Raw genomic sequence first — 20865 nt, forward strand, 5'->3', positions numbered from 1 at the left:
GATAAAAATCGAAATCAAGCTTCAAATTAAAATTTATATATTCTATTCGCCCATTTCAGCTTTAACAACTTCAACAATCTTATTTACATAAGCATCAGTTTGTTCTTGAGTTGGGCCTTCAGCCATTACCCGAAGTAATTCTTGTGTACCTGATGGTCTTACAAGAACACGACCATCACCATTCATTTCATCTTCTACTTCTTTAATAACAGCCATTACCTTTTCATTTTGCTTCCAAGCCTTCTTGTCCTTAACTGGAACATTGATTAAGCGTTGTGGGTATTCTTTGAAGTCCTTCAAAAGTTCAGTTAACTTCTTACCAGTCTTCTTCATCACAAGCATTAAATGAAGTCCAGTAAGCATACCGTCACCAGTATTGTGGTAATCACTGATAATAACGTGACCAGATTGTTCACCACCGAGGTTGTAGCCGTTAGCACGCATTTCTTCTGAGACATAACGGTCACCAACTTGAGTCCGGATATTCTTTAATCCTGCTCGCTCTAAAGCCTTGGTAAAGCCAAGGTTACTCATAACAGTAGTTACAATAGTATCTTTCTTAAGACGGCCGTGTTCAGCTAAGTAAGTACCAATTACGTACATAATGTGGTCCCCATCAACTTCATTACCATTTTCGTCAACAGCGATACATCTATCTGCATCCCCATCAAAGGCTAAACCAAGATCTGCACCTTGCTTAACAACTTCTTCTTGTAACTTCTTAGTATGAGTTGCACCTACATGGTCATTAATGTTTAAGCCATCTGGATGAGTAGCAATAGTAGTAAAGTCAATGTTTAAGTCAGCAAATAAACGTGAAATCAAGTGACTTGAAGCACCATTTGCACCGTCAACAACGACTTTAATACCATCTAAATCCTCTGGAATAGTTTGTTCAATAAATTGTAAGTACTTTGATGCACCTTCGTGGTAATCTGTCACAGTACCCAAGCCAACTGCTGAAGGACGTGGCAAGTCGTCTACTGGAGCATCAATTAATTGTTCTATTTCTTCTTCTTTGGCATCAGATAACTTAAGACCATCACTACCAAAAAACTTAATTCCGTTATCTTGAACAGGATTGTGAGAAGCTGAAATCTGAACACCTGCATCTGCACCTTGAGCCCGTACTAAGTAAGATAAACCTGGAGTTGTAATAACTCCTAATTCCAAAACTTCAATACCAACTGAAAGTAATCCAGAAATTAAAGCATATTCTAACATTTGGCCAGAAATTCTTGTATCGCGAGAAACTAAGACTTTAGCTTTTTCTCCATCTTGCTTGTGTTTAGTTAAAACATAACCGCCCATACGACCTAACTTAAAGGCCATTTCTGGAGTTAATACTTCATTTGCAATACCACGAACTCCATCAGTTCCAAAATATTTTAACATTTCAAATAAACTACCTTTCTTATATATTAGATTGAGATCCACTAGTTACAGCAATTTGAACACTAACATCTTCCATATTAGCCTTGACTACACCAGAAGGTAAAGTTAATTTTACCTTTCTAGTAGTGCTTGCTGTCACTCCTGATAAATCAACATTAACGTCGAGTTCCTTTATTTTTTTCAATGTTGACTCACTACCATAAAGCTTTACTTCAGATATATTACTTGAAATCGAATATACTTTTCCACTTACCTCATTTTTAGTGTTAAAGTGTAACTTCACAGTCTTACTTGGTAATGAAATCGGAATCTTAATATTAACTGCCAAAGGATCAATTACCACATTAAGTTGATTACCTTTCTTATCTTCTGCAATTAACATTACTTGTCTGTTAAAGCTCTTAGTAATACCACTAGGCAAACCAACTTTTGCGACAATCTTATCAATTTGATTTACTTCACTCCTAGCTCCACTCACACTAACGACTTGTGGATTAGATTTTGGAGTACCAAGTTGATAGCCCTTTGCCACAGCATTTTTATTATACTCTATTTGAACCGGAAGTGAGCGAGATTTTCTCTTTTGAATGTTAACCTTTACGCTCTTAGGGTTGAAACTAGCTTCAAGTTGATTATTTAAACCACTAACTCTAACTTTTACTCGATGTTTACCAATTTTATACTTAGTTAAATCAAGATATACTCTGAAATTTTGGGTGTTTTGAGTTGATGTAACAACTGCACTTGCACCAGAAATTGTCATTTTTACTTTTTCAGGATATCCTGTGACATAATATTCATCGGTATTTACAGAAACTTGCAGAGGGACACTCAAAGTAACTTTTTTAATTGCAGTTTGCTGAGTTTTGCTATTTTCACCTTGAATAAAGTAACCTTTTTGCGTTGAATCGATATACATTACTAGCAAAATTGCAAATAGCAAGGACAGGACTTTATAGAACCAGGGTTTATCAAAAAAGCGTTTCATCGTTCAGCCCCCCATTTCCATAGTTTGCCAATTACTTTTTGTAAAGGTGTTTGCTTAACTTCTTCTTGAGGTACTAACTCACTAGTTAAATACTTCAAGTATTCATCTCTACTCATATCAAGCATAAATTGACTGTTCTTAGTGATAGTTACCCCACCAGTTTCTTCTGAGACAACGATTGTGATTGCATCAGTAACTTCACTGATACCAACGGCAGCACGGTGACGAGTTCCTAGCTTTTTAGGAATCATCGAGTTATCGGACAAGGGTAGGTAAGCTGCCGCAACTGCAATACGGCCATTGCGAATAATAACCGCTCCATCATGTAGAGGCGTATTAGGAATAAAAATATTAATTAATAATGCCCCAGTAACTTCAGCGTCAAGGCCAATCCCAGTTTCAATATAATCATCTAATCCAGTATTTTGCTGAATTGTAATTAAAGCTCCAATTCTTCTTTTACTCATATATTGAATAGCTTTATCAAGTTCAGCCACAAACTTTTCCGAAATTTGTTTTTCAGTCTTGCCACTACCATTAAAAATAGGCATTCTACCAAGGTGCTCTAGTCCGCGCCGGATTTCAGGTTGAAAAATAACAATAACACCGATAACTGACCAAGATAGCAGTTGATCAATTAAATAACCAAAAGTATTCAACCCAATCCAGCCTGCAACTACTCTTGCCAGCCAAATAACAATCAATCCCTTAGCTAGCTGAACAGCCTTGGTACCCTTAATTAGCATTAAAAGCAAATAAAGAATGTACCAAACAACTAAGATATCTAAAATGACTGAGATATACTTCCAGGTAAATAAATCCATAAAATTAAAAATAGCAATCCCCTCCTTATAAGTATTTTTGGAATTCTATCTAGAATACATCTTAAATTCTAAGAATAAGTCGTTATATTCTTGAACTTTCTTTTGATCTAAATCGCGATACACCTGCAAGTGACTCAAAGTTTTATCATCTGGATAAAATTGTTTGTCGTTTATAACATCTTTAGGCAAATACTTAAGTGCTGCCTTATTTGGAGTAGCATAGCCTACATATTCTGCATTTTGGGCTGCATTTTTAGGATTTAACATGAAGTTAATAAAGGCGTATGCTGCTTTTTTATTTTTTGCAGTTTTAGGCATCACAAGATTGTCAAACCAAAGATTTGATCCTTCTGATGGGACAATATAGTGCAAATGCTTATTATTACTTAACATTTCACTTGCTTCACCAGACCAAGTGACACCAATTGCAGCTTCATTTTGAATCATATACATCTTCATTTCATCGGAAATGATTGCTTTAACATTAGTACCTAATGCATCAAGCTTCGTTTTTGCAAGCTTTAGTTCCACCGAATTAGTTGTATTCATTGAATAATCCATTGAAGCTAATGACAAGCCCATAATATCACGAGCTGAATCAACTAAAAGAATATTATTATGCCACTTAGACTTCCACAAGTCATTCCAGTGTTCTATTTCTCCTGGTTTGACAAACTTATCATTATAGACAATTCCTAAAGTTCCCCAGAAATATGGAACAGAATATTGATTCTTGCTATCAAAGGACTGATGTAAAAACCTAGAATTTAAATACTTAAAGTTACTCAACTTACTAGTGTCAATTTTATCTAGCAAATGGCTCTTCCGCATTTTGGTAATCATATAATCACTTGGGATTGCTAAATCGTAACTAGTTCCACCTTGTTTAATCTTAGTATACATAGCCTCATTTGAGTCAAAAGTTTCATAAATCACCTTGTAACCCGTTTCTTTTTCAAATTTTGAAATGAGTTTAGGATCAATATAATCGCCCCAGTTATAGATAATCAAAGACTTGTTGGAGGCAGAGACACTCGATGAATCTAACTTATTGGCTGCAAAACTTAAACCTAGACAAACCAGTAAAATTAAGATTGCTCCTGAAACTAATTTTTTCATTTGATGAGCCCTCCAATCTCAGGCTTGTGCCCCTTATGACGCTTAGCTAAAAGATAGTAACCTGCAACTAAAATCAAAACGATCAAAAACATAATCGTTGATAAGGCATTAATCTCTAGGTTAATCCCCTGCCGTGCACGTGAGTAAATTTCAACTGACAGCGTAGTAAAACCATTACCTGTTACAAAGAAAGTTACCGCAAAATCATCTAAAGAATAAGTCAAAGCCATAAACATTCCAGCTAAAATACCTGGACTAATATATGGAATCAAAACCTTACTATATACTTGCCAGCTATTAGCACCTAAGTCTTTGGCTGCATCAATTAATGAATTATCCATTTCCTTTAAGCGAGGTAAAACCATCAAAACAACAATTGGAATTGAAAAGGCAATATGACTTAGTAAAACTGAACCAAAGCCTAAACTAATACCTAAAACGGTAAAGAAAACTAAGAAACTTGATCCAATAATAACATCAGGAGAGACCATTAACACATTATTCAACGCTAACAAACTTGCCCGCTTTTTCTTAGACTTAGTATTGTTAATGGCAATAGCACCCAAGGTACCAATAATTGTTGCTACTAAACTTGAAAGTAGCGCCAACATAATTGTATTTAAAAAGATTGCTAATAATCTTCCATCTACTAGTAATTCTTGATAATGAACCCAAGTAAAACTTTGGAACTTGTCCATATTTTTACCTGAAGAGAAGGAATAAACTATTAAATAAAAAATTGGGATATATAAAACAACTAAAACTAATGCTAAATATAACTTGCTACCTAATTTTTTCATAGTTTAACCTCCTTCTTTTTCTTAGTTTTTTCACCGGTTAAGAGCATAACTGCAACCATCAAAATAATTAAAATCACACCAATAGTTGAACCCATGCTCCAGTTCATCGTGGTTGTGAAATATTCCTCAATTGCAGTCCCCAGAGTAATAACGCGATTTCCCCCAATTAAACGTGTCAACATGAAAAGTGATAATGAAGGAATAAAAATTGCTTGAACACCACTTTCAACTCCAGGAAGCGATAAAGGCCAAATAACTTTTTTAAAGGTTTGCCAGCGACTTGCACCTAAATCTGAAGCAGCATTAATTAAGGCTGGGTCAATTTCTTTGATTGCATTATAAATTGGCAAAATCATGAACGGAATTTCAATATAAGTTGCAACAAAAATAAAGGCAAAATTAGTAAATAAAATATTAACTGGGCCTAAACCAAATAAGTGCAAAAAGCTATTAACTAATCCACCTTGTCCAAAAATCCCGATAAAGGCATAAGCTTTTAAAAGTAAATTAATCCAAGTTGGTAAAATAATCAGCATTAACCAGAATTGCTGATTATTCATCTTGGTCAAAATATATGCAGTTGGATATGAAATTAAAAGCGTAAATAAGGTAATTAATAAGGCATACCAAAATGAATTCAAGGTCATCCGTAGAAAAGTTGCATTAGTAAAAAAGTTAGCAAAATTTTCAAAACTGATGTGACCAGTACCAGTTAACGAAGTCCAAAAAATTAATAGTAAAGGTAAGATAACAAATAAAACTATCCAAAGACTATAGGGAAGTAAAAAGAAGAGTTTTTTAGTTTTCATCTTCATCTTCTCCTTCGTACTTTTCTAGTCGAGCATCAAATTCTGCTTCACTTTCACCAAAGCGCATAACATGAATATCTTCTGGATCAAAGTAAAGCCCTACTTCCTTACCAACTTCAGTTGGATTAGTTGAATGAATTAACCATTCATTTTCATCCCCGTCATGAGCCTTAATTTCAAAGTGATCACCTAGGAACAATTGACTTTCAACAGTAACAACTAATTTTCCTTTTTCAGGGCTAACAATATCTAAATCTTCCGGTCTTAAAACCACTTCAACTTTTTCTCGAGGATTAATTCCAGCATCAGCACATTCAAAACGCTTATTCACAAACTCAACTTCGTAGTCCTGAATCATCTTACCAGGAACAATGTTTGAATCCCCAATAAAGCGAGCAACAAAGTCATTAACTGGTTCATCATAGATATCAACTGGTGTCCCAGATTGTTGGATGGTGCCTTCATTTAAAACAAAGATTTCATCACTCATTGCCAAAGCTTCTTCTTGATCGTGAGTAACAAAAATAAAGGTGATGCCCAATTTCTTTTGAATTGCTCTTAGTTCAAATTGCATTTCTTTACGCAAACGCTTGTCAAGAGCTGACAAACTTTCATCAAGTAGTAATACCTTCGGCTTATTGATAATCGCACGGGCAATGGCAACACGCTGCTGCTGTCCACCAGATAACTCAGAGATTTCTCGATTAGCATAACCATCAAGACGTACTGTGTGCAAAGCTTCTTTTACTGCAGCTTTGATTTCTTTTTCAGGCTTTTTCTTAAGTTTTAAAGCAAACGCAACATTTTCATATACATCAAGATGTGGAAAGAGCGCATAATTTTGAAAGACAGTATTCAAGTGGCGCTTAGCTGCATCTAAATTGGTAATATCTTTACCATCAAACAAAATTTGTCCACTTGTAGCTGAACTAAAGCCAGCAATAATTCTCAAAATTGTGGTTTTTCCTGAACCACTAGGACCAAGTAATGAATAAAATTTTCCAGATTCAATTGTTAAGTTGATATCTTTTAAAGCTACAAATCCGTCATCATATTTTTTGGTGACATGTTTAAGTTCAATAATATTCACTTTGTAGTTTTCCCCTTTTAATTCTTATTTTCCAATAATCCGAACTTCAGTCTCTAAATCAATCCCGCGCTCGCGCTTAATCGTTTCTTGAATATAATGAATCAAATTCAAATAATCAGTTGCTGTTGCTCCACCTTTATTAACAATAAAACCAGCATGCTTAGTTGAAACTTGGGCACCACCAATTTGCTTTCCTTGAAGGCCGGCCTTAATCAGCATCGGTCCAACGAAGTGTCCTGTTGGGCGCTTGAAAACACTACCACATGAAGGATATTCAAGTGGTTGCTTATAACGACGCAATGCATTCAAATATTTCATTTGATCTAAAATCTTATGCTTATCGCCTGGTTTTAAGACAAAACGAGCTGCAACCACAATATCACCAGTATCTTGTACTAGTGAGTGCCGATAGCTGAACTTCATTTCATCATGATTATATTTTTTATACTCACCAGACCGATTTAACACCGTAACTTCATCAATTACTTCTTCAGTTTCGCCACCATAAGCACCAGCATTCATAAAGACAGCCCCACCAACGCTACCAGGTATTCCAGCTGCGAATTCAAGTCCAGACAAGCTATGATTACCGGCAAAAAATGAAGTGTCGATAATTCGTGCTCCGGCTTGAGCTTCAACATAATTTCCATCTAGCTTAATTTCATTCATATCAGTTAAAATGATAACCAAGCCATCGATTCCATTATCTGAAATAATCAAGTTTGACGCATTACCAATGACTGTGATTGGTAACTTATCAACTTTTGCAGCAGCAACTAATTTTTCAAGTTCAGATAAACTTTTAGGAAAGGCTAAATACTGTGCACAGCCACCGGTTTTGGTAAAGGTATATTTGCTAAGTGCAATTTTTTCTTTTATATTCATGCCTAAGGCAATTAATTCGTCAATTTTCATCGGCAACCCTCCAGAAATATCATCTTTATTATTTTAACGCAAAAACAGCTACACTGCAGTAATATGCTATACTGAAATTGTTTACATTTAAGGAGAATTTTAAAATGAATTTTATCGCAATGGACTTTGAAACTGCCAATCGCCACCCTGAAAGCGCATGTTCTCTTGCCTTAGTAATGGTTAGAGACAATAAAATTGTCGATCGTTTCTATACTGTAATTAATCCGCAAATGCCTTTTGACGGACGTAATATTTGCGTTCATCAAATTACACCAGATGACGTCAAAGATGCACCAACGATGGCTGAAGTATGGCCTAAAATTAAGGCTTTGTATCAACCAGGGATGCTTGTAGCGGCTCATAACGCTAGATTTGATGCAAATGTCTTGAAGATGTCACTAGCACGATATGATATCGCTGAGCCACATTATTTAGTAATTGACACTTTAAAAACAAGTCGCCTATTTGAACCTGATTTACCAAATCATAAACTGAATACTGTTTCAGATGCATTAGGCGTTGAACTTTGGCATCATCACAATGCTTTAAGTGATAGTGAAGCTTGTGCCGGAATTTTGATAAAACAAAACGAAAAAATGGGCGATGAGCCAATCAAAAATTTAATCGAACAAAGATAAAAAGGCGTAACTGAACACAAAAGTTCAATTACGTCTTTTTTACTTGATAATTTCAGCAATTGCATCTGCCATTAGTGCATAACCAGCTTGACCAAAATGTAACCCATCATTGCGCAAACCATGACATATCTCAGTTAAACTTAGCTCAGAATTAATCATTAATTTTTGTAAGTCAATAAAATGAAGCTGATATTGCTCAGCTATCTTTTCAATTTCACCATTATATTTAGCAACAGTTTTGTTATCTCTAACGCGTTGTCTAGCTTCATCTACCGCTGGTGCAGAAATAAAAATAAGTTGCTTAGCCGAATATTTTGTTAAGACTTTTTTGGCAAGTAAATCCATATTGTAAGCAAATCTTGCTATTGGTATTTGCTTATGAAAGGCACAGTCATTAGTTCCAATCAAAATTACAACATAATCTGCTAATGGCCGATTTAAAATCAATTCATCCAAGTGATTAAGTAAATAATTACTGTTAATGCCTGAAATAGCAGTATTAGTAATTTGAGGATTGGCAATAATTTTTTCTATATTCGCATTTAGTCTTGGTTCATTCAGCCCCTCATAACGAGCAATAATGCTATCTCCAGTGAGTAAAAGTTTCATAGTGCTTCTCTATAATCTATCTTCCATTAGTTGTTTAGTATTATATTATCCTAAAGCCATAAGGTCTGTTGATTTAGTTTTACCACAAAAAGACGTAACTGAACACGACAGTTCAATTACGTCTTTATTTTATTCTTTCTCTAAAATTTGATTTTTCACTACTAACTCTTTTCCACCAATACAAAGCTTAATATTTTTTTCTTTCAATAAGTTACCATACAAGATTGCATACATTTTCCCATGATTAGAAACCATAGTAATATAGTTAGCTTTAAAAGGAAGTTGCCAAATTTCATCAATAACTGCCTGTACTGACTTCACTTCACCCAAATAATTTGGTGAAAGATTCATTGCTTTCCATTTCTTTTTTAAAACTGATAAAAATTCAGGATTTTTTCCTAGTTTATTAAATAAGCAATAACGATAGTCAACACCCGTTTGATAAAGCTGCTTAGTTACAAAATATCTTTGTTTAAAATCAGCTAAACTATCAGTTGCTTTAACTTCCCAAGGGAGCGTTGCATGCAAATCACCAAGCACATTTTGGGCATCAAACGCCTTGAACTTCCGAATATTAAGCGCAAGTTTACCTGTAACTTGACTAAGATGTCTTTCACTAATAACTGCCTTAGCTAAAGTATAAATGCCTTGAATATAAGCAGTATCTACATCTTTTACCTTGGCTGGAAAAGAAATTACATGTAGAAGCTTTTTATCCTTAAATAAATTTAAATTCTCTTTTGTTTCTGGAATTTCTTCAATTGCTTTTGCTAAATCAACATGTTCATTTTGCTTTTTTAAGAATTTAGAATATGAAGCAAAAGAACTAACTGGAAGTGCTGAAGCTAGTTCATCCCCCTGATATAAATTACTAAACATCTTTTTTAATAAATTTGCAGAAGCAGCATCTAAACTATGATGAGAAAAAATTAATCTTAATTTTGAAGAAGATAAATCAACTAGGGCTATAAAAATTGGTTGACCAGGCTTTTGATACATTATTTTTTCTAAATCAGAACGTTTAATTTCCCCTGTTGTAACCAAAAATGGAATTGAAGAGTTTAATATTGGCCTAAACTCTAATTTTTTGTCATTAATAAACCAAGCATAGTTTAATAAATCAACTTTATTAGCTAATTCAGTTAACAATTGATAGATTCTGCTAATTTCTGTATAGCTGGTTTCTTTTAAATCAAACTCTAATATCGAAAAAGAAGTTTTACCTTGTGAGAAAAGACTCTGTGCTGTTGGAGAGGCAATGATTGGCTCAGATCCATATTCAGCGCTAAAATTATCAAACAATAACTTTAAATTATCTAGGTCAACTTCACTAGCAAATGCACCTTTGACTTCATTATTACCAGTTAGCTTTTTCACAACTAATTGATCTAGTTGTGACAGATTATTAATTTGGTTAAGTTCTGCATCCTCTATTTCGATTTTAAATGCACTTTCAACTTCAATTATAAAACGGACCAAATCTAATGAATCCAAATCTTTTAAAGCTGATACATTAAATTTCGCAAGCAATTTTTCAAGTTCCTGCTCAATATCCTTGGTATCATTACGCAAGTATTGCTTTTTAAGATAATATTTTTCAATCATCTTTTTTGCGTCAATTTTTCGATTATAAGTATATAGAAACTCAGGTACTCGAATAATTATCGGATTTAAATACCGCGGAAGTTTATGATTAATTTCAGCCGTTTTATCATTGTCAGCTAGATAAAAAATATAAATTCGACCATTTTGATATTTAGCAACTGCAGATTTTACGCCCATTACTTCACTCGCAATAGTTTTCACTTCACCAAGTTCAATTCTAATACCATTAACTTGAACTTGATCATCCATTCGCTCTAAAAATACCAATTCACCATTATCTAATTGCTCAACAATATCACCTGTTTTATAGTAATTAATTCCTGCTTCAGAAATAAACTTTTCTCGCTTTTTCACAGGATCTAACACATAGCCTTGAGTTACACCTTTGCCGCCAATATAAAGTTCTCCTTTATTCCCCTCTTGATTGACTAACTTAACAATTGCACCAGAAAAAGGTTTTCCAATTGGAACATAATTATTTTCATTAAGGGTCACTTCGTGATAAGTAGCATAAATCGTTGTTTCAGTTGGTCCATATAAGTTAAAAACTCGACATCCACTCTTCAAACTTGCTTTAAGTTTTTTCGCTAAGTCAATTGGAAAAGCTTCTCCAGCAACCATTAAAAATTTTAATTTTTTAAAAATATCGGGCCCTCCGATTGTTAACAAAGCATCGGCAAATGAAGGAGATAAAGATAAATGAGTGATTTTTTCTTCGTTAATCAATTTAGGAATTAGGCGAATACTTTCAGTTTTTGATGGACTAGTAGGCAAACAAACAAGCTCTGCCCCGGTCAAAATTGGTGAAAGAATCTCGGTTAATGAAACATCAAAAGAATATGGTGTTGAGAAAAGGAAGCGCGTTTCACTATTAACGTGAATTAATGGATATAATTCAGATAGTAACCATTTAATATTTTCTTCAGTCAAAAATACTTTCTTCGGTACCCCAGTACTACCTGATGTTGCAAGAATATAAGCATATTTAGGACTAGAAGCTTGAAAATTAAAGCTTATATTTTTATCTGGGTCAAATTCCTCAACATTTATATTAGTAAAATCATAATCAGTTACCACAAAATCAGTTACCAAGGAATTCCATTCTACTTCTTGAACACGCTTTAGTGCTTCATTAAGAGGTAAAGCTGAAACAAGTGGCATCGGGATTTTTCCTGCTTTCCAAATTCCTAAAATTACAGGAAGTACGAAACGCGTATTTTGTAAGTAAAAAGGAACAATATTCTGCTTATTTTTTAATTTTTCTACTAGTTGATTAGCAATATTATTTACTTGTCTAAATGACAAATTGCCAGTTGATGAACTGATTGCAACTCTATCAGGGATGGTTTCTATACGTTTAGCAAGTTTTTGAAGAAAAAACATTTTACTTACTCTCCCTCTCTAAAATATAAAAGTATTGTTAAGTATATAATAAAGGTTTATAATTTGTTTAATCTTTGGCTTATTTATCAAGATATACCTAAACAAAATTACCGTCAATCTTTATTTCATAAAGGAGGGCTAAAATGACAACAAAACTATCTCATACCGAAAAAATTAATACTGTTAAAGTTACTTCTAGTAATGTAATTTCTAAATTTGGTGATATATTATTTGACTACGTCAACTCTGTCTTCTTATCAAGTGTTGCTAATGGCGGACTATGGCTTTCTTTATATCAGAGTAGTGAAGTATTTATTAGTGTAATTTTTAATTTCTTAGGTGGTGTATTATCTGATACAGGTAACCGGAAAAAAATCATCTGGCATTGTGATTTAATAAGTGGGGTTGTTTGCATTTTACTAGCAATTTTTATCCCTCATGTTTTTTTCATTTATGCAATCATTATTATTAACATCATATTAGCAATTATTTCCTCTTATCGAAGTCCTGCATATAAGGCTGTTTTTCGTGAAATTGTTCAAAAGGAACATCTTAATCAAGTTAATTCAATCCTAGAAATTGCTAAACAAGTTATCCAAATTACTGGTCCAACTGGTGCATTAATCATTGCCCACTTTTTCGGTAATCGTTTTGCACTAATTTTTGATGGAATTTCTTTTATTATCTCAGGTCTCTTAATTCGTAAATTAACTATTTTATCTGCTCCAGTTAAGAAAAAAAGTTCAAAAAAGACTTTCAGTCAAATTCGTGAGGGTTTAAACTATATTTTTCATAATCGTGAAATATTAATTATTATTACTTTTTCAAGCATAGTAAACTTCGTTATTGCTGGATATAATTTAATTCTTCCTTTTTCAACATATGCTTTTTCAGATTCTCATTTAAAAGCATATGCGGTATTATTAACAGCTGAATCCATTGGTGGACTGCTAGGAGCAACTGCTTCAACCTTGATAAAAAAGACACCTACAACCAATAAACTACTATTTTTGATTTTCTTAGATGGCTTAGCTTTAATGCCTAGTGAAAGAATCTATCATTTATCACATTCAATTATTTTAGTTGCAATTTGTATAAGCCTTTTTAACTTCTTTCTTTCAATTTTTAATATTCAATTTATGACCTTTGTGCAAGTAAGAACAGATATGAATTATATTGGTCGCGTATTTGGAACTATTTTTTCTGTTGCCATTTTATTTATGCCAATTGGTACCTTTTGCTTCAAATTTGCTTTTAATTTGCAAAATCCTAATAATTACTTTGTTTTAGGTAGTTTACTAACTCTTATTTCAATTATTACCATTATCTTAAATACAATTCTTAAATCAAAAATCAACTAAAAAAAGACGTAACTGAACGCTGTGTTCAATTACGTCTTTTTCTTATTCTTCAAACTTAGCTAATGTATCTTCAAGCCAATCTTTAGCTTGCTTTCCTTGTGCGTTAACCTCAACTACTCGCTTAGTTGAATCCCAAGAATCATCAACACGCTTTAAAGTTAACTGCAAATAATCGTCTGGCAAGTCATTCATAATAATTTCCGGCCATTCAATTACTACAATTCCTTGCTCATTTAAATAGCCATTTAAATCAATACTTGCCAAATCGTCATTTTCAAGACGATACATATCCATATGAAAAAGTGGTAAACGTCCCTCACGATACTCTCTTACAATCGTAAAAGTCGGACTTTTAGCTGGACGTCTAATTCCCAAACTGCGAGCTAAACCTTGTGTCATTGTGGTTTTACCGGCACCCAAATCACCATTTAACAAAAGTAAACTACCTGGCTTTGCCACTTGTCCAAGACTAGCTCCTAATTTTTGCATTTCTTGAGCTGAATTAATTTCTAATTTCATTATTCTACATCCAAACTTTGTGCTGCTGTTAAAATTGCTGCTTCATAGACATCTTGACTACTACATCCCCGTGATAGGTCATTAACAGGTTTTGCTAAGCCTGCCAAAATTGGCCCAATCGCTGTAAAATCACCTAATCTTTGTGCAATCTTATAGCCGATATTTCCAGATTGTAATTCTGGGAAAATAAAGACATTAGCATGACCAGCAACATTTGAATCTGGTGCTTTCTTAGCTCCAACACTTGGTACAAAAGCTGCATCAAATTGCATTTCTCCATCTGCACTAATTTCAGGATACTTTTCCTTAAAACTAACAGTTGCTGCTTGCACTTTACTTACCATTTCTCCCTTAGCTGATCCCATCGTTGAAAAACTTAGAAATGCAAGTTTGGGTTCTAATCCAACCATTTTAGCTGTTTGGGCCGCTTGATATGCAATCTCTACTAAGGTATCTACATCTGGGTCAATATTCATAGCACAATCACTAAAAATATATCTTTGTTGGTCTTTTTCCATGATAAATTGACCACTTACTCGTTTCATACCAGCTTGAGTTTTAATAATTTTTAGTGCTGGTCGTACAGTATCTGCAGTTGAATGAGCTGCTCCAGATACACAACCATCTGCCAAGCCATTATACACAAGCATATTTGCAAAATAATTTGGGTCTAAAATTTGCTTTTTTGCTTGTTCTTCACTTTCTTTTCCCTTACGCAGTTCAAAGTATTGCTTAGCAAAATCATCTCTTCTAATGTCATTTTGGGGATTAATAATTTTCAATCCTGTTAAATCAAGCTTGTGATCCTTAGCTGTTTCTTTTATTTGAGCTTCATCACCTAATACAAGTGGTTTAATAATTCCTTCGCTATTTAACTTAACTGCTGCAGATAAGACTCTTTCATCTTCGCCTTCAGGAAGAACAATTACTTTCTTATGTCCAACAATTTTTGCTTTTAATTCATCAAAAATACTCATACGTAAGCTCCTTTATTTTTCTACTTTAACTTCTGCTGGTAACTGCCAATCAATTGGGTTCTTTCCCCACTTTTGCAAGGCTTGATTCGTTCTTGAAAAAGGTCTTGAACCAAAAAAGCCATATCGAGCAGAAAAAGGACTTGGATGGGCTGACTTAATTATGACATTTTTACTCTCATCTATTAATGGGATTTTATTTTGAGCAAACTTTCCCCATAAAATAAAGACTACTTCGCCTCGGTCGCTAAGGGCTTTAATCGCCTGATCAGTGACTTCTTCCCAGCCTTTTCCTTGATGCCCATTAGCATGGCCATATGGCACTGTTAAGACCGCATTGAGCATTAATACTCCTTGATCGGCCCATTTCTTTAAATAACCATGCTTAACAGGAATACATCCCACATCATCATGTAATTCTTGATAAATATTCTTTAATGATGGTGGCAATGCAATCCCAGGATTAACTGAAAAGCTCATCCCAGTTGCTTGGCCCGGATTATGATATGGATCTTGTCCTAAAATAACTACCTTAGTATCTTTAAAACTTGTTAACTTAAATGCAGTAAAAATATGATACATATCAGGATAGATTGTCTTAGTAGCATATTCTTGCTTTAAAAAATCATGGAGATGCTGATATTGACTACTCTCAAAAGCAGGTTTTAAAATTTCATCCCAATCATTTCCAATAAAGTTTTTCATAAGTAAAATCAACTCTCTCTTCCTTATATATGGTATCATGAAATTAAAAGCGGAGTCTGTAAATAATTGATTAAAAAGCAGGTTCAAAAAGATGAAACTAATACTTTTAATTGAAGAAGGTAAAAATTATGGTCAAATTCCAATTGTAGATGAAAATGGTAAGACCTACTTTTTCCTTCAAGGAAAATTACATAATATCAATCATACCTTATTTTTAAAAGATTACCATAACCATGAATTAGGGCGTCTGTACCTTGATCAGCGCAACCTTATTAACAAATATGTTATTGATTTAGTTGATGGTAATCTAGGACAAGTCCACCAACTTAGTCATTTGGAATTTCCTATGTTGTTGCGGCCAAATAACTATCTAATCACTGGCAGTACAAAAAAAGGCTCCTATCATTTTAGGAGCGCTTTTAAAGAAATTGCTGAATGCCAAACAATGATTACAAAAAAAGGGCAAGCAATTGTTTGTGATATTATTAATATCAACGATATACCATACGTTTTATTAATAACTGGTCTTTTTTCTCAATGGAATACAACCATGATTAAATTACCAGATTTACAACTAAATAAGGGTCAATTGACAACCGATTATTAAATGCGATACTTGCGACGAAGTTCTCGTTCTTGATCGCGTTTTTTTATGGTCTCACGTTTGTCGTACTGCTTCTTACCTTGTCCGACACCTAATAAGACTTTGGCAAAACCATGCTTTAAGTAAACTTTGAGTGGAATAATAGTCATTCCTTGTTGAGCTTGAACTTCAGCTAGACGTTTAATTTCTTTCTTATGAAGTAACAATTGTCTACGCCGCAAAGGGTCGTGATTATAAATATTTCCTTGTTTATATTCACTAATATGGACATTTTCAAGAAAACATTTTGTACCAAAGATTTGGACATAGCCATCTTTTAACTGGATTCTTCTGGCTCTAACGGACTTAATTTCTGTTCCTGTTAACGCAATCCCAGCTTCAATAGTTTCTTTGATGAAATAATCATGACTCGCCTTGCGATTTTGTGCCAAAACATTATCAGTTTGCTGTTTCATCAAATCCCTCTATTCTTTAGTGACGTTGAGTGCGACCACGTCTATTGTTGCGACCGTTGCCGCCTTTATTACGATTGAAATTATTATGACGCCGTCTTTGGCCTTGGCCTCTTGAATTTCTTCTCATTCCACGATCATTATGCGCCTTCTTCGGTGCATTTGGATCATAGATTTCAAAATCAAGCTGATGTTGTTCAACATTTGCATTAATTAAGGTTACCTTAATTGGCATACCTATCTTGAATGTTCGATGAGTACCTCTACCAGTTAAAGTTAAGGTCTTTTCATCAAAGTTATAGAAATCATCGGTTAAGTTAGAAATATGAATTAAACCTTCAACAGTATTTGGCAATTGAATAAACATTCCAAAACTTGTTACGCTTGAAACAACTGCATCAAAATGATCTCCAACACGGTCAGCCATAAATTCAGTCATCTTCAAATCATTTACTTCACGTTCCGTATCAATTGAACGTCTTTCTTGGGTAGAAGTTTGTTCAGCAACTTCTGGTAAAAGTGGCTTGAAATGATCTTGAACTTCCTCAGCCAAGTTTGAATCAGTATATTCATGGATCATTCGGTGCACCATCAAATCAGAATATCTTCTGATTGGTGACGTAAAGTGAGTGTAAAATTCAGCTGCAATCCCGAAGTGGCCAAGTGGTTGATCAGAATAATGAGCTTGTTTAAGTGAACGAAGCATCACCATTTGAACAACGGCTTCTTCAGGTGTTCCTAAAGTCTTAGTCACTACCTTTTGTAGGTCAAGTGGCTTAATATCATTAGGGTCTGCTTTAATGTTCAAGCCAAGTGCTGAAGTAAATTCAAAGAAACTCTGCATTCTTTCAGCATCAGGAGTTTCATGCACCCGGTAAAGGAATGGCACATGCTTTTTAAAGAAAGCTTCGGCGACTGTTTCATTTGCCAATAACATGAATGATTCAATCATCTTTTCAGCAGTTCCGCGTTCATGTAGGACGATATCTACCGGCTTCCCTTTTTCATCAACAATAATTTTTGCTTCAGGTTCTTCAAAGTCAATTGCTCCACGATTATGACGTTGATTGTATAGGGCTTCGTGCAATTTAGCCATATCTTTCAACATTGGTTGCAATTTAGCGTATTTTTCTTCTAATTCATCAGCAGACTTGGCCAAAGCTTCATTAACCTTGTTATATGTAAGTCGTCCATGTGAGCGCATCACTGAAGGATGAATTGAGTAATTTACTCTTTTACCTTCTGGGGTAACTTCCATATCACATGATAAAACGAGACGATCAACGCCTTCATTTAAGGAACAAATTCCGTTTGAAAGTCTAAATGGAAGCATTGGAATTACGCGATCAACTAAGTAAGTTGAGTTACCACGTTCAAAGGCTTCCTTATCAAGTGGTGAATTTTCTTTAACATAGTGCGCAACATCCGCAATATGAACCCCTAAGTGGAAATTACCATTAGGTAATTTCCAAACAACAACTGCATCATCGAAGTCTTTTGAGTCATCACCATCAATTGTGACTGCAGGTTGATCTCTTATATCTACACGATTGCCAATTTCACTTTCTTCGATATGATCTGGAATCTCATTTGCTTGCTTCATAGCTTCTTCAGGCCATTCAACACGAATATCATGACTTGCAACAATAGACATGATATCAACACCAGGATCATTCTTATTACCAATGGTCTCGATAATTGCACCAGTCATCATTTCTGGTGCGTCTTCATTCGGGTAATCCTTGATGGAAATTTTTACCATATCACCCATTTGTGGTGTAATTCCAGCTTTGCTAGCATAGACACGGTAATTTTTAAAGCGCTTATTAGAAGAAATTACATAACCAGAAAAGCCACTCATTTTAACTTGAACATCACTCAAAGGATGAAATTCACCAACAAGACTCTCTACGCCACGTTCAAGAATTTGTTTAACTTTTCCTTCTGGACCTTTACCATTCCATGGATTACCATCTGCAATTATTTTGACTAATACCCGGTCTCCATCTAATGCATAAGCTGTATTATCAATACCAATAAATACATCTTCTGCATTTTCATCATCAAGTCTAACAAAACCGAATCCTTTTTCATTGGCTCTAAATTGACCTTCGACTTCAGTATCCAAGGTTGCTAATTGATATTCTCCATTGCCATTTGTAACAATCTTTTTTTCTTGTTCTAAAAAAGTTAAGGCTTTAATCAATTCAGTAAAATTAGCAATGCGATCTTTTTTTGCAATTCTTTCAAGCCCCGCAACTTTAAATTTCTTTTGCGGATTGTGTCGGAAAATTTCTAAGACTCCTGCCAATACATGTTCATTTTGTGCCATTAACCTACCTCAATTCACTAAAAAACCTCCCAATACAATGATCGGAAGGCTAAAAATTACTTAGTTGATAAATATGCTAGTATAAGAGCTAAAATAAAGAAAATCGCAAGTAAAACTGCAGTAACTTTCTCCATAAATGCTTCAAAACCACGCTTCTTAGTTTGACCACTAAATACAGCCCCACCTGACAAAGCGTTAAGGGCATCTTGTTGTTTTTGCGGTTGCATCATCGTCGCAATAATAATCAAAATAGATACGATGATGAGTAGCGTCATAGTTAAGTTATACAATGCGCTGCCTCCATAAAATCAAAAATTTCTAAAATAATTACTTTTATTATTTTAGCATAAATATAAATTGAATGCGAGATTTTTGGGCAAAAAAAGAGCTCTGCCAACGGCAAAGCTCTTTTTCATTCAAAATTCTAATTAGAATTGCTTGTGTAAGTTGTAGAATGAGTGAATACCCTTAAATTCAGCAGCTGAATCAAGTTCTTCTTCAATTCTCATTAATTGGTTGTACTTAGCGATACGGTCAGTTCTTGACATAGAACCAGTCTTGATTTGACCTGCGTTAGTTGCAACAACCAAGTCAGCAATAGTAGTATCTTCAGTTTCACCTGAACGGTGTGAAACGATAGCAGTGTAGCCAGCTTCCTTAGCCATTTCAATAGCTTCGAAAGTTTCAGTCAAGGTACCGATTTGGTTAACCTTGATTAAGATAGCGTTAGCTACGCCCATTTGGATACCCTTCTTAAGGTAGCTAGTGTTAGTTACGAATAAGTCGTCACCAACGATTTGAACCTTCTTGCTCAAACGGTCAGTGAAGCCCTTCCAGTCGTCCCATTCGTTTTCGTCCAATGGGTCTTCGATTGAGATGATTGGGTACTTTTCAACTAAGCTTTCAAGTAATGAAGTCCATTCTTCAGCAGTGTATTCACGACCATCAGCAACAGTTACGTACTTGTGGGTTTCCTTGTTGTAGAATTCTGATGCAGCACAGTCCATAGCGATAGCAATGTCATCACCTGGCTTGTAGCCTGCACGTTGGATAGCTTCAACTAAAACTTCAAATGGTTCTTCGTTGTTAGCAAGGTTAGGTGCGAAACCACCTTCGTCACCAACAGCAGTTGAGTCTCCACGTTCCTTAAGTAAAGCCTTTAATGCGTGGAAAGTTTCTGCACCCATTCTTACGGCTTCGTGCATTGACTTAGCACCTACAGGCATAATCATGAATTCTTGGATATCAACGTTGTTGTCAGCGTGCTTACCACCGTTGATAACGTTCATCATAGGAGTTGGTAATACGTGAGCGTTAGGACCACCAAGGTATTCGTAAAGTGGCATACCTAATTCGTCAGCAGCTGCACGAGCAGCACCCAAAGATACACCTAAGATAGCGTTAGCACCAAGACGACCCTTGTTTGGAGTGCCATCAAGGTCAATCATAGTTTGGTCGATTAAACGTTGGTCAGTAACATCTAAACCGATAACTGCCTTAGCAATTTCAGTGTTAACGTTCTTAACAGCAGTTAAAACACCAGTACCGTTGAAACGTGACTTGTCGCCATCACGTAATTCAACAGCTTCGTGTTCACCAGTTGAAGCACCTGATGGAACAATAGCACGGCCGAAGCCACCTAATTCAGTGTAAACTTCAACTTCAACAGTAGGGTTACCACGTGAGTCAAGGACTTCGCGTGCGTGAATATCAGTAATTACAGACATTGGAAATCTCCTTTAT

At 34.8% G+C, this 20865-nt stretch carries 20 protein-coding genes; 3 read left to right on the forward strand and 17 right to left on the reverse strand.

The window, feature by feature from the left end; translation table 11 throughout:
- Nucleotides 1-42: 42 nt before the first annotated feature.
- From glmM to murB, 8 genes are read right to left on the reverse strand one after another with little or no spacing between them, the layout of a single operon-like run.
- Complete coding sequence (gene glmM / locus H628_RS0100645; RefSeq protein ID WP_027824704.1) at nucleotides 43-1395, reverse strand: phosphoglucosamine mutase; 1353 nt, start codon at nucleotides 1393-1395, stop codon at nucleotides 43-45.
- Nucleotides 1396-1414: 19 nt separating this feature from the next.
- Nucleotides 1415-2383, reverse strand: a complete 969-nt coding sequence (locus H628_RS0100650) for a CdaR family protein (RefSeq protein ID WP_027824705.1) — start codon at nucleotides 2381-2383, stop codon at nucleotides 1415-1417.
- The gene (gene cdaA, locus H628_RS0100655) at nucleotides 2380-3207 is read right to left on the reverse strand and encodes a diadenylate cyclase CdaA (protein ID WP_034538061.1); all 828 of its coding nucleotides are present in this window, start codon (nucleotides 3205-3207) and stop codon (nucleotides 2380-2382) included. Before cdaA ends, H628_RS0100650 begins: the two co-directional genes overlap by 4 nt.
- A 45-nt stretch (nucleotides 3208-3252) precedes the next feature.
- The gene (locus tag H628_RS0100660; RefSeq protein WP_027824707.1) at nucleotides 3253-4326 is read right to left on the reverse strand and encodes an ABC transporter substrate-binding protein; all 1074 of its coding nucleotides are present in this window, start codon (nucleotides 4324-4326) and stop codon (nucleotides 3253-3255) included.
- On the reverse strand, nucleotides 4323-5126 hold the full coding sequence (locus tag H628_RS0100665; RefSeq protein WP_027824708.1) for an ABC transporter permease: 804 nt from the start codon (nucleotides 5124-5126) through the stop codon (nucleotides 4323-4325). The genes H628_RS0100660 and H628_RS0100665 overlap by 4 nt, the downstream gene beginning before the upstream one ends.
- On the reverse strand, nucleotides 5123-5935 hold the full coding sequence (locus H628_RS0100670; RefSeq protein ID WP_027824709.1) for an ABC transporter permease: 813 nt from the start codon (nucleotides 5933-5935) through the stop codon (nucleotides 5123-5125). The genes H628_RS0100665 and H628_RS0100670 overlap by 4 nt, the downstream gene beginning before the upstream one ends.
- Nucleotides 5925-7025 (reverse strand): ABC transporter ATP-binding protein, encoded by a 1101-nt coding sequence (locus H628_RS0100675; RefSeq protein WP_027824710.1) that lies wholly within the window; start codon nucleotides 7023-7025, stop codon nucleotides 5925-5927. The genes H628_RS0100670 and H628_RS0100675 overlap by 11 nt, the downstream gene beginning before the upstream one ends.
- A gap of 24 nt (nucleotides 7026-7049) precedes the next feature.
- The gene (murB, locus tag H628_RS0100680; protein WP_027824711.1) at nucleotides 7050-7940 is read right to left on the reverse strand and encodes a UDP-N-acetylmuramate dehydrogenase; all 891 of its coding nucleotides are present in this window, start codon (nucleotides 7938-7940) and stop codon (nucleotides 7050-7052) included.
- Nucleotides 7941-8044: 104 nt separating this feature from the next.
- On the opposite strand from murB, the gene H628_RS0100685 reads away from it, so the two are divergent.
- Nucleotides 8045-8578: a 3'-5' exonuclease gene (locus H628_RS0100685; protein WP_027824712.1), complete on the forward strand. Its 534-nt coding sequence runs from the start codon at nucleotides 8045-8047 to the stop codon at nucleotides 8576-8578.
- 39 nt (nucleotides 8579-8617) lie between these two features.
- Here the strand turns inward: H628_RS0100685 and H628_RS0100690 are convergent, their stop codons facing one another.
- On the reverse strand, nucleotides 8618-9187 hold the full coding sequence (locus H628_RS0100690) for a GDSL-type esterase/lipase family protein (RefSeq protein WP_027824713.1): 570 nt from the start codon (nucleotides 9185-9187) through the stop codon (nucleotides 8618-8620).
- 129 nt (nucleotides 9188-9316) lie between these two features.
- Nucleotides 9317-12175: a non-ribosomal peptide synthetase gene (locus H628_RS0100695; RefSeq protein ID WP_027824714.1), complete on the reverse strand. Its 2859-nt coding sequence runs from the start codon at nucleotides 12173-12175 to the stop codon at nucleotides 9317-9319.
- 143 nt (nucleotides 12176-12318) lie between these two features.
- Here H628_RS0100695 and H628_RS0100700 point away from each other — a divergent pair, with 143 nt between their 5' ends.
- On the forward strand, nucleotides 12319-13536 hold the full coding sequence (locus tag H628_RS0100700) for an MFS transporter (RefSeq protein WP_027824715.1): 1218 nt from the start codon (nucleotides 12319-12321) through the stop codon (nucleotides 13534-13536).
- 42 nt (nucleotides 13537-13578) lie between these two features.
- On the opposite strand, the gene tsaE is transcribed toward H628_RS0100700, so the two are convergent.
- Genes tsaE through H628_RS0100715 form a run of 3 tightly spaced genes read right to left on the reverse strand, consistent with a single transcriptional unit; the run spans nucleotide 13579 to nucleotide 15734 of the window.
- Nucleotides 13579-14055 (reverse strand): tRNA (adenosine(37)-N6)-threonylcarbamoyltransferase complex ATPase subunit type 1 TsaE, encoded by a 477-nt coding sequence (gene tsaE / locus H628_RS0100705; protein ID WP_081662427.1) that lies wholly within the window; start codon nucleotides 14053-14055, stop codon nucleotides 13579-13581.
- On the reverse strand, nucleotides 14055-15032 hold the full coding sequence (gene pta, locus H628_RS0100710; protein ID WP_027824717.1) for a phosphate acetyltransferase: 978 nt from the start codon (nucleotides 15030-15032) through the stop codon (nucleotides 14055-14057). The genes tsaE and pta overlap by 1 nt, the downstream gene beginning before the upstream one ends.
- Nucleotides 15033-15044: 12 nt before the next feature.
- On the reverse strand, nucleotides 15045-15734 hold the full coding sequence (locus tag H628_RS0100715) for a uracil-DNA glycosylase (RefSeq protein WP_027824718.1): 690 nt from the start codon (nucleotides 15732-15734) through the stop codon (nucleotides 15045-15047).
- A 91-nt stretch (nucleotides 15735-15825) separates the two neighbouring features.
- On the opposite strand from H628_RS0100715, the gene H628_RS0100720 reads away from it, so the two are divergent.
- Nucleotides 15826-16341, forward strand: a complete 516-nt coding sequence (locus tag H628_RS0100720; protein ID WP_027824719.1) for an LURP-one-related/scramblase family protein — start codon at nucleotides 15826-15828, stop codon at nucleotides 16339-16341.
- Here the strand turns inward: H628_RS0100720 and smpB are convergent.
- From smpB to eno, 4 genes are all read right to left on the reverse strand, one after another.
- Nucleotides 16338-16793: an SsrA-binding protein SmpB gene (smpB, locus tag H628_RS0100725; RefSeq protein ID WP_027824720.1), complete on the reverse strand. Its 456-nt coding sequence runs from the start codon at nucleotides 16791-16793 to the stop codon at nucleotides 16338-16340. The two genes, H628_RS0100720 and smpB, sit on opposite strands and share 4 nt — an antisense overlap.
- A 16-nt stretch (nucleotides 16794-16809) precedes the next feature.
- Nucleotides 16810-19122: a ribonuclease R gene (gene rnr, locus H628_RS0100730; RefSeq protein WP_027824721.1), complete on the reverse strand. Its 2313-nt coding sequence runs from the start codon at nucleotides 19120-19122 to the stop codon at nucleotides 16810-16812.
- Between the two features lie 56 nt (nucleotides 19123-19178).
- Nucleotides 19179-19412: a preprotein translocase subunit SecG gene (secG, locus tag H628_RS0100735; protein WP_027824722.1), complete on the reverse strand. Its 234-nt coding sequence runs from the start codon at nucleotides 19410-19412 to the stop codon at nucleotides 19179-19181.
- Between the two features lie 138 nt (nucleotides 19413-19550).
- A complete protein-coding gene (gene eno / locus H628_RS0100740) occupies nucleotides 19551-20849 on the reverse strand; it encodes a phosphopyruvate hydratase (protein ID WP_006584976.1) in 1299 nt (432 codons plus the stop codon).
- Nucleotides 20850-20865: the final 16 nt, after the last annotated feature.

Source organism: Lactobacillus psittaci DSM 15354 (assembly GCF_000425905.1).
In the GTDB taxonomy this organism is placed as follows: Bacteria; Bacillota; Bacilli; order Lactobacillales; family Lactobacillaceae; genus Lactobacillus; species Lactobacillus psittaci.

Excerpts from the sequence above, each read along its gene's own strand:
- glmM (WP_027824704.1), bottom strand. The coding sequence starts at position 1,395 with ATGTTAAAATATTTTGGAACTGATGGAGTTCGTGGTATTGCAAATGAA.
- H628_RS0100650 (WP_027824705.1), bottom strand. The coding sequence starts at position 2,383 with ATGAAACGCTTTTTTGATAAACCCTGGTTCTATAAAGTCCTGTCCTTG.
- cdaA (WP_034538061.1), bottom strand. The coding sequence starts at position 3,207 with ATGGATTTATTTACCTGGAAGTATATCTCAGTCATTTTAGATATCTTA.
- H628_RS0100660 (WP_027824707.1), bottom strand. The coding sequence starts at position 4,326 with ATGAAAAAATTAGTTTCAGGAGCAATCTTAATTTTACTGGTTTGTCTA.
- H628_RS0100665 (WP_027824708.1), bottom strand. The coding sequence starts at position 5,126 with ATGAAAAAATTAGGTAGCAAGTTATATTTAGCATTAGTTTTAGTTGTT.
- H628_RS0100670 (WP_027824709.1), bottom strand. The coding sequence starts at position 5,935 with ATGAAAACTAAAAAACTCTTCTTTTTACTTCCCTATAGTCTTTGGATA.
- murB (WP_027824711.1), bottom strand. The coding sequence starts at position 7,940 with ATGAAAATTGACGAATTAATTGCCTTAGGCATGAATATAAAAGAAAAA.
- H628_RS0100685 (WP_027824712.1), top strand. The coding sequence starts at position 8,045 with ATGAATTTTATCGCAATGGACTTTGAAACTGCCAATCGCCACCCTGAA.
- H628_RS0100690 (WP_027824713.1), bottom strand. The coding sequence starts at position 9,187 with ATGAAACTTTTACTCACTGGAGATAGCATTATTGCTCGTTATGAGGGG.
- H628_RS0100695 (WP_027824714.1), bottom strand. The coding sequence starts at position 12,175 with ATGTTTTTTCTTCAAAAACTTGCTAAACGTATAGAAACCATCCCTGAT.
- H628_RS0100700 (WP_027824715.1), top strand. The coding sequence starts at position 12,319 with ATGACAACAAAACTATCTCATACCGAAAAAATTAATACTGTTAAAGTT.
- tsaE (WP_081662427.1), bottom strand. The coding sequence starts at position 14,055 with ATGAAATTAGAAATTAATTCAGCTCAAGAAATGCAAAAATTAGGAGCT.
- pta (WP_027824717.1), bottom strand. The coding sequence starts at position 15,032 with ATGAGTATTTTTGATGAATTAAAAGCAAAAATTGTTGGACATAAGAAA.
- H628_RS0100715 (WP_027824718.1), bottom strand. The coding sequence starts at position 15,734 with ATGAAAAACTTTATTGGAAATGATTGGGATGAAATTTTAAAACCTGCT.
- H628_RS0100720 (WP_027824719.1), top strand. The coding sequence starts at position 15,826 with ATGAAACTAATACTTTTAATTGAAGAAGGTAAAAATTATGGTCAAATT.
- smpB (WP_027824720.1), bottom strand. The coding sequence starts at position 16,793 with ATGAAACAGCAAACTGATAATGTTTTGGCACAAAATCGCAAGGCGAGT.
- rnr (WP_027824721.1), bottom strand. The coding sequence starts at position 19,122 with ATGGCACAAAATGAACATGTATTGGCAGGAGTCTTAGAAATTTTCCGA.
- eno (WP_006584976.1), bottom strand. The coding sequence starts at position 20,849 with ATGTCTGTAATTACTGATATTCACGCACGCGAAGTCCTTGACTCACGT.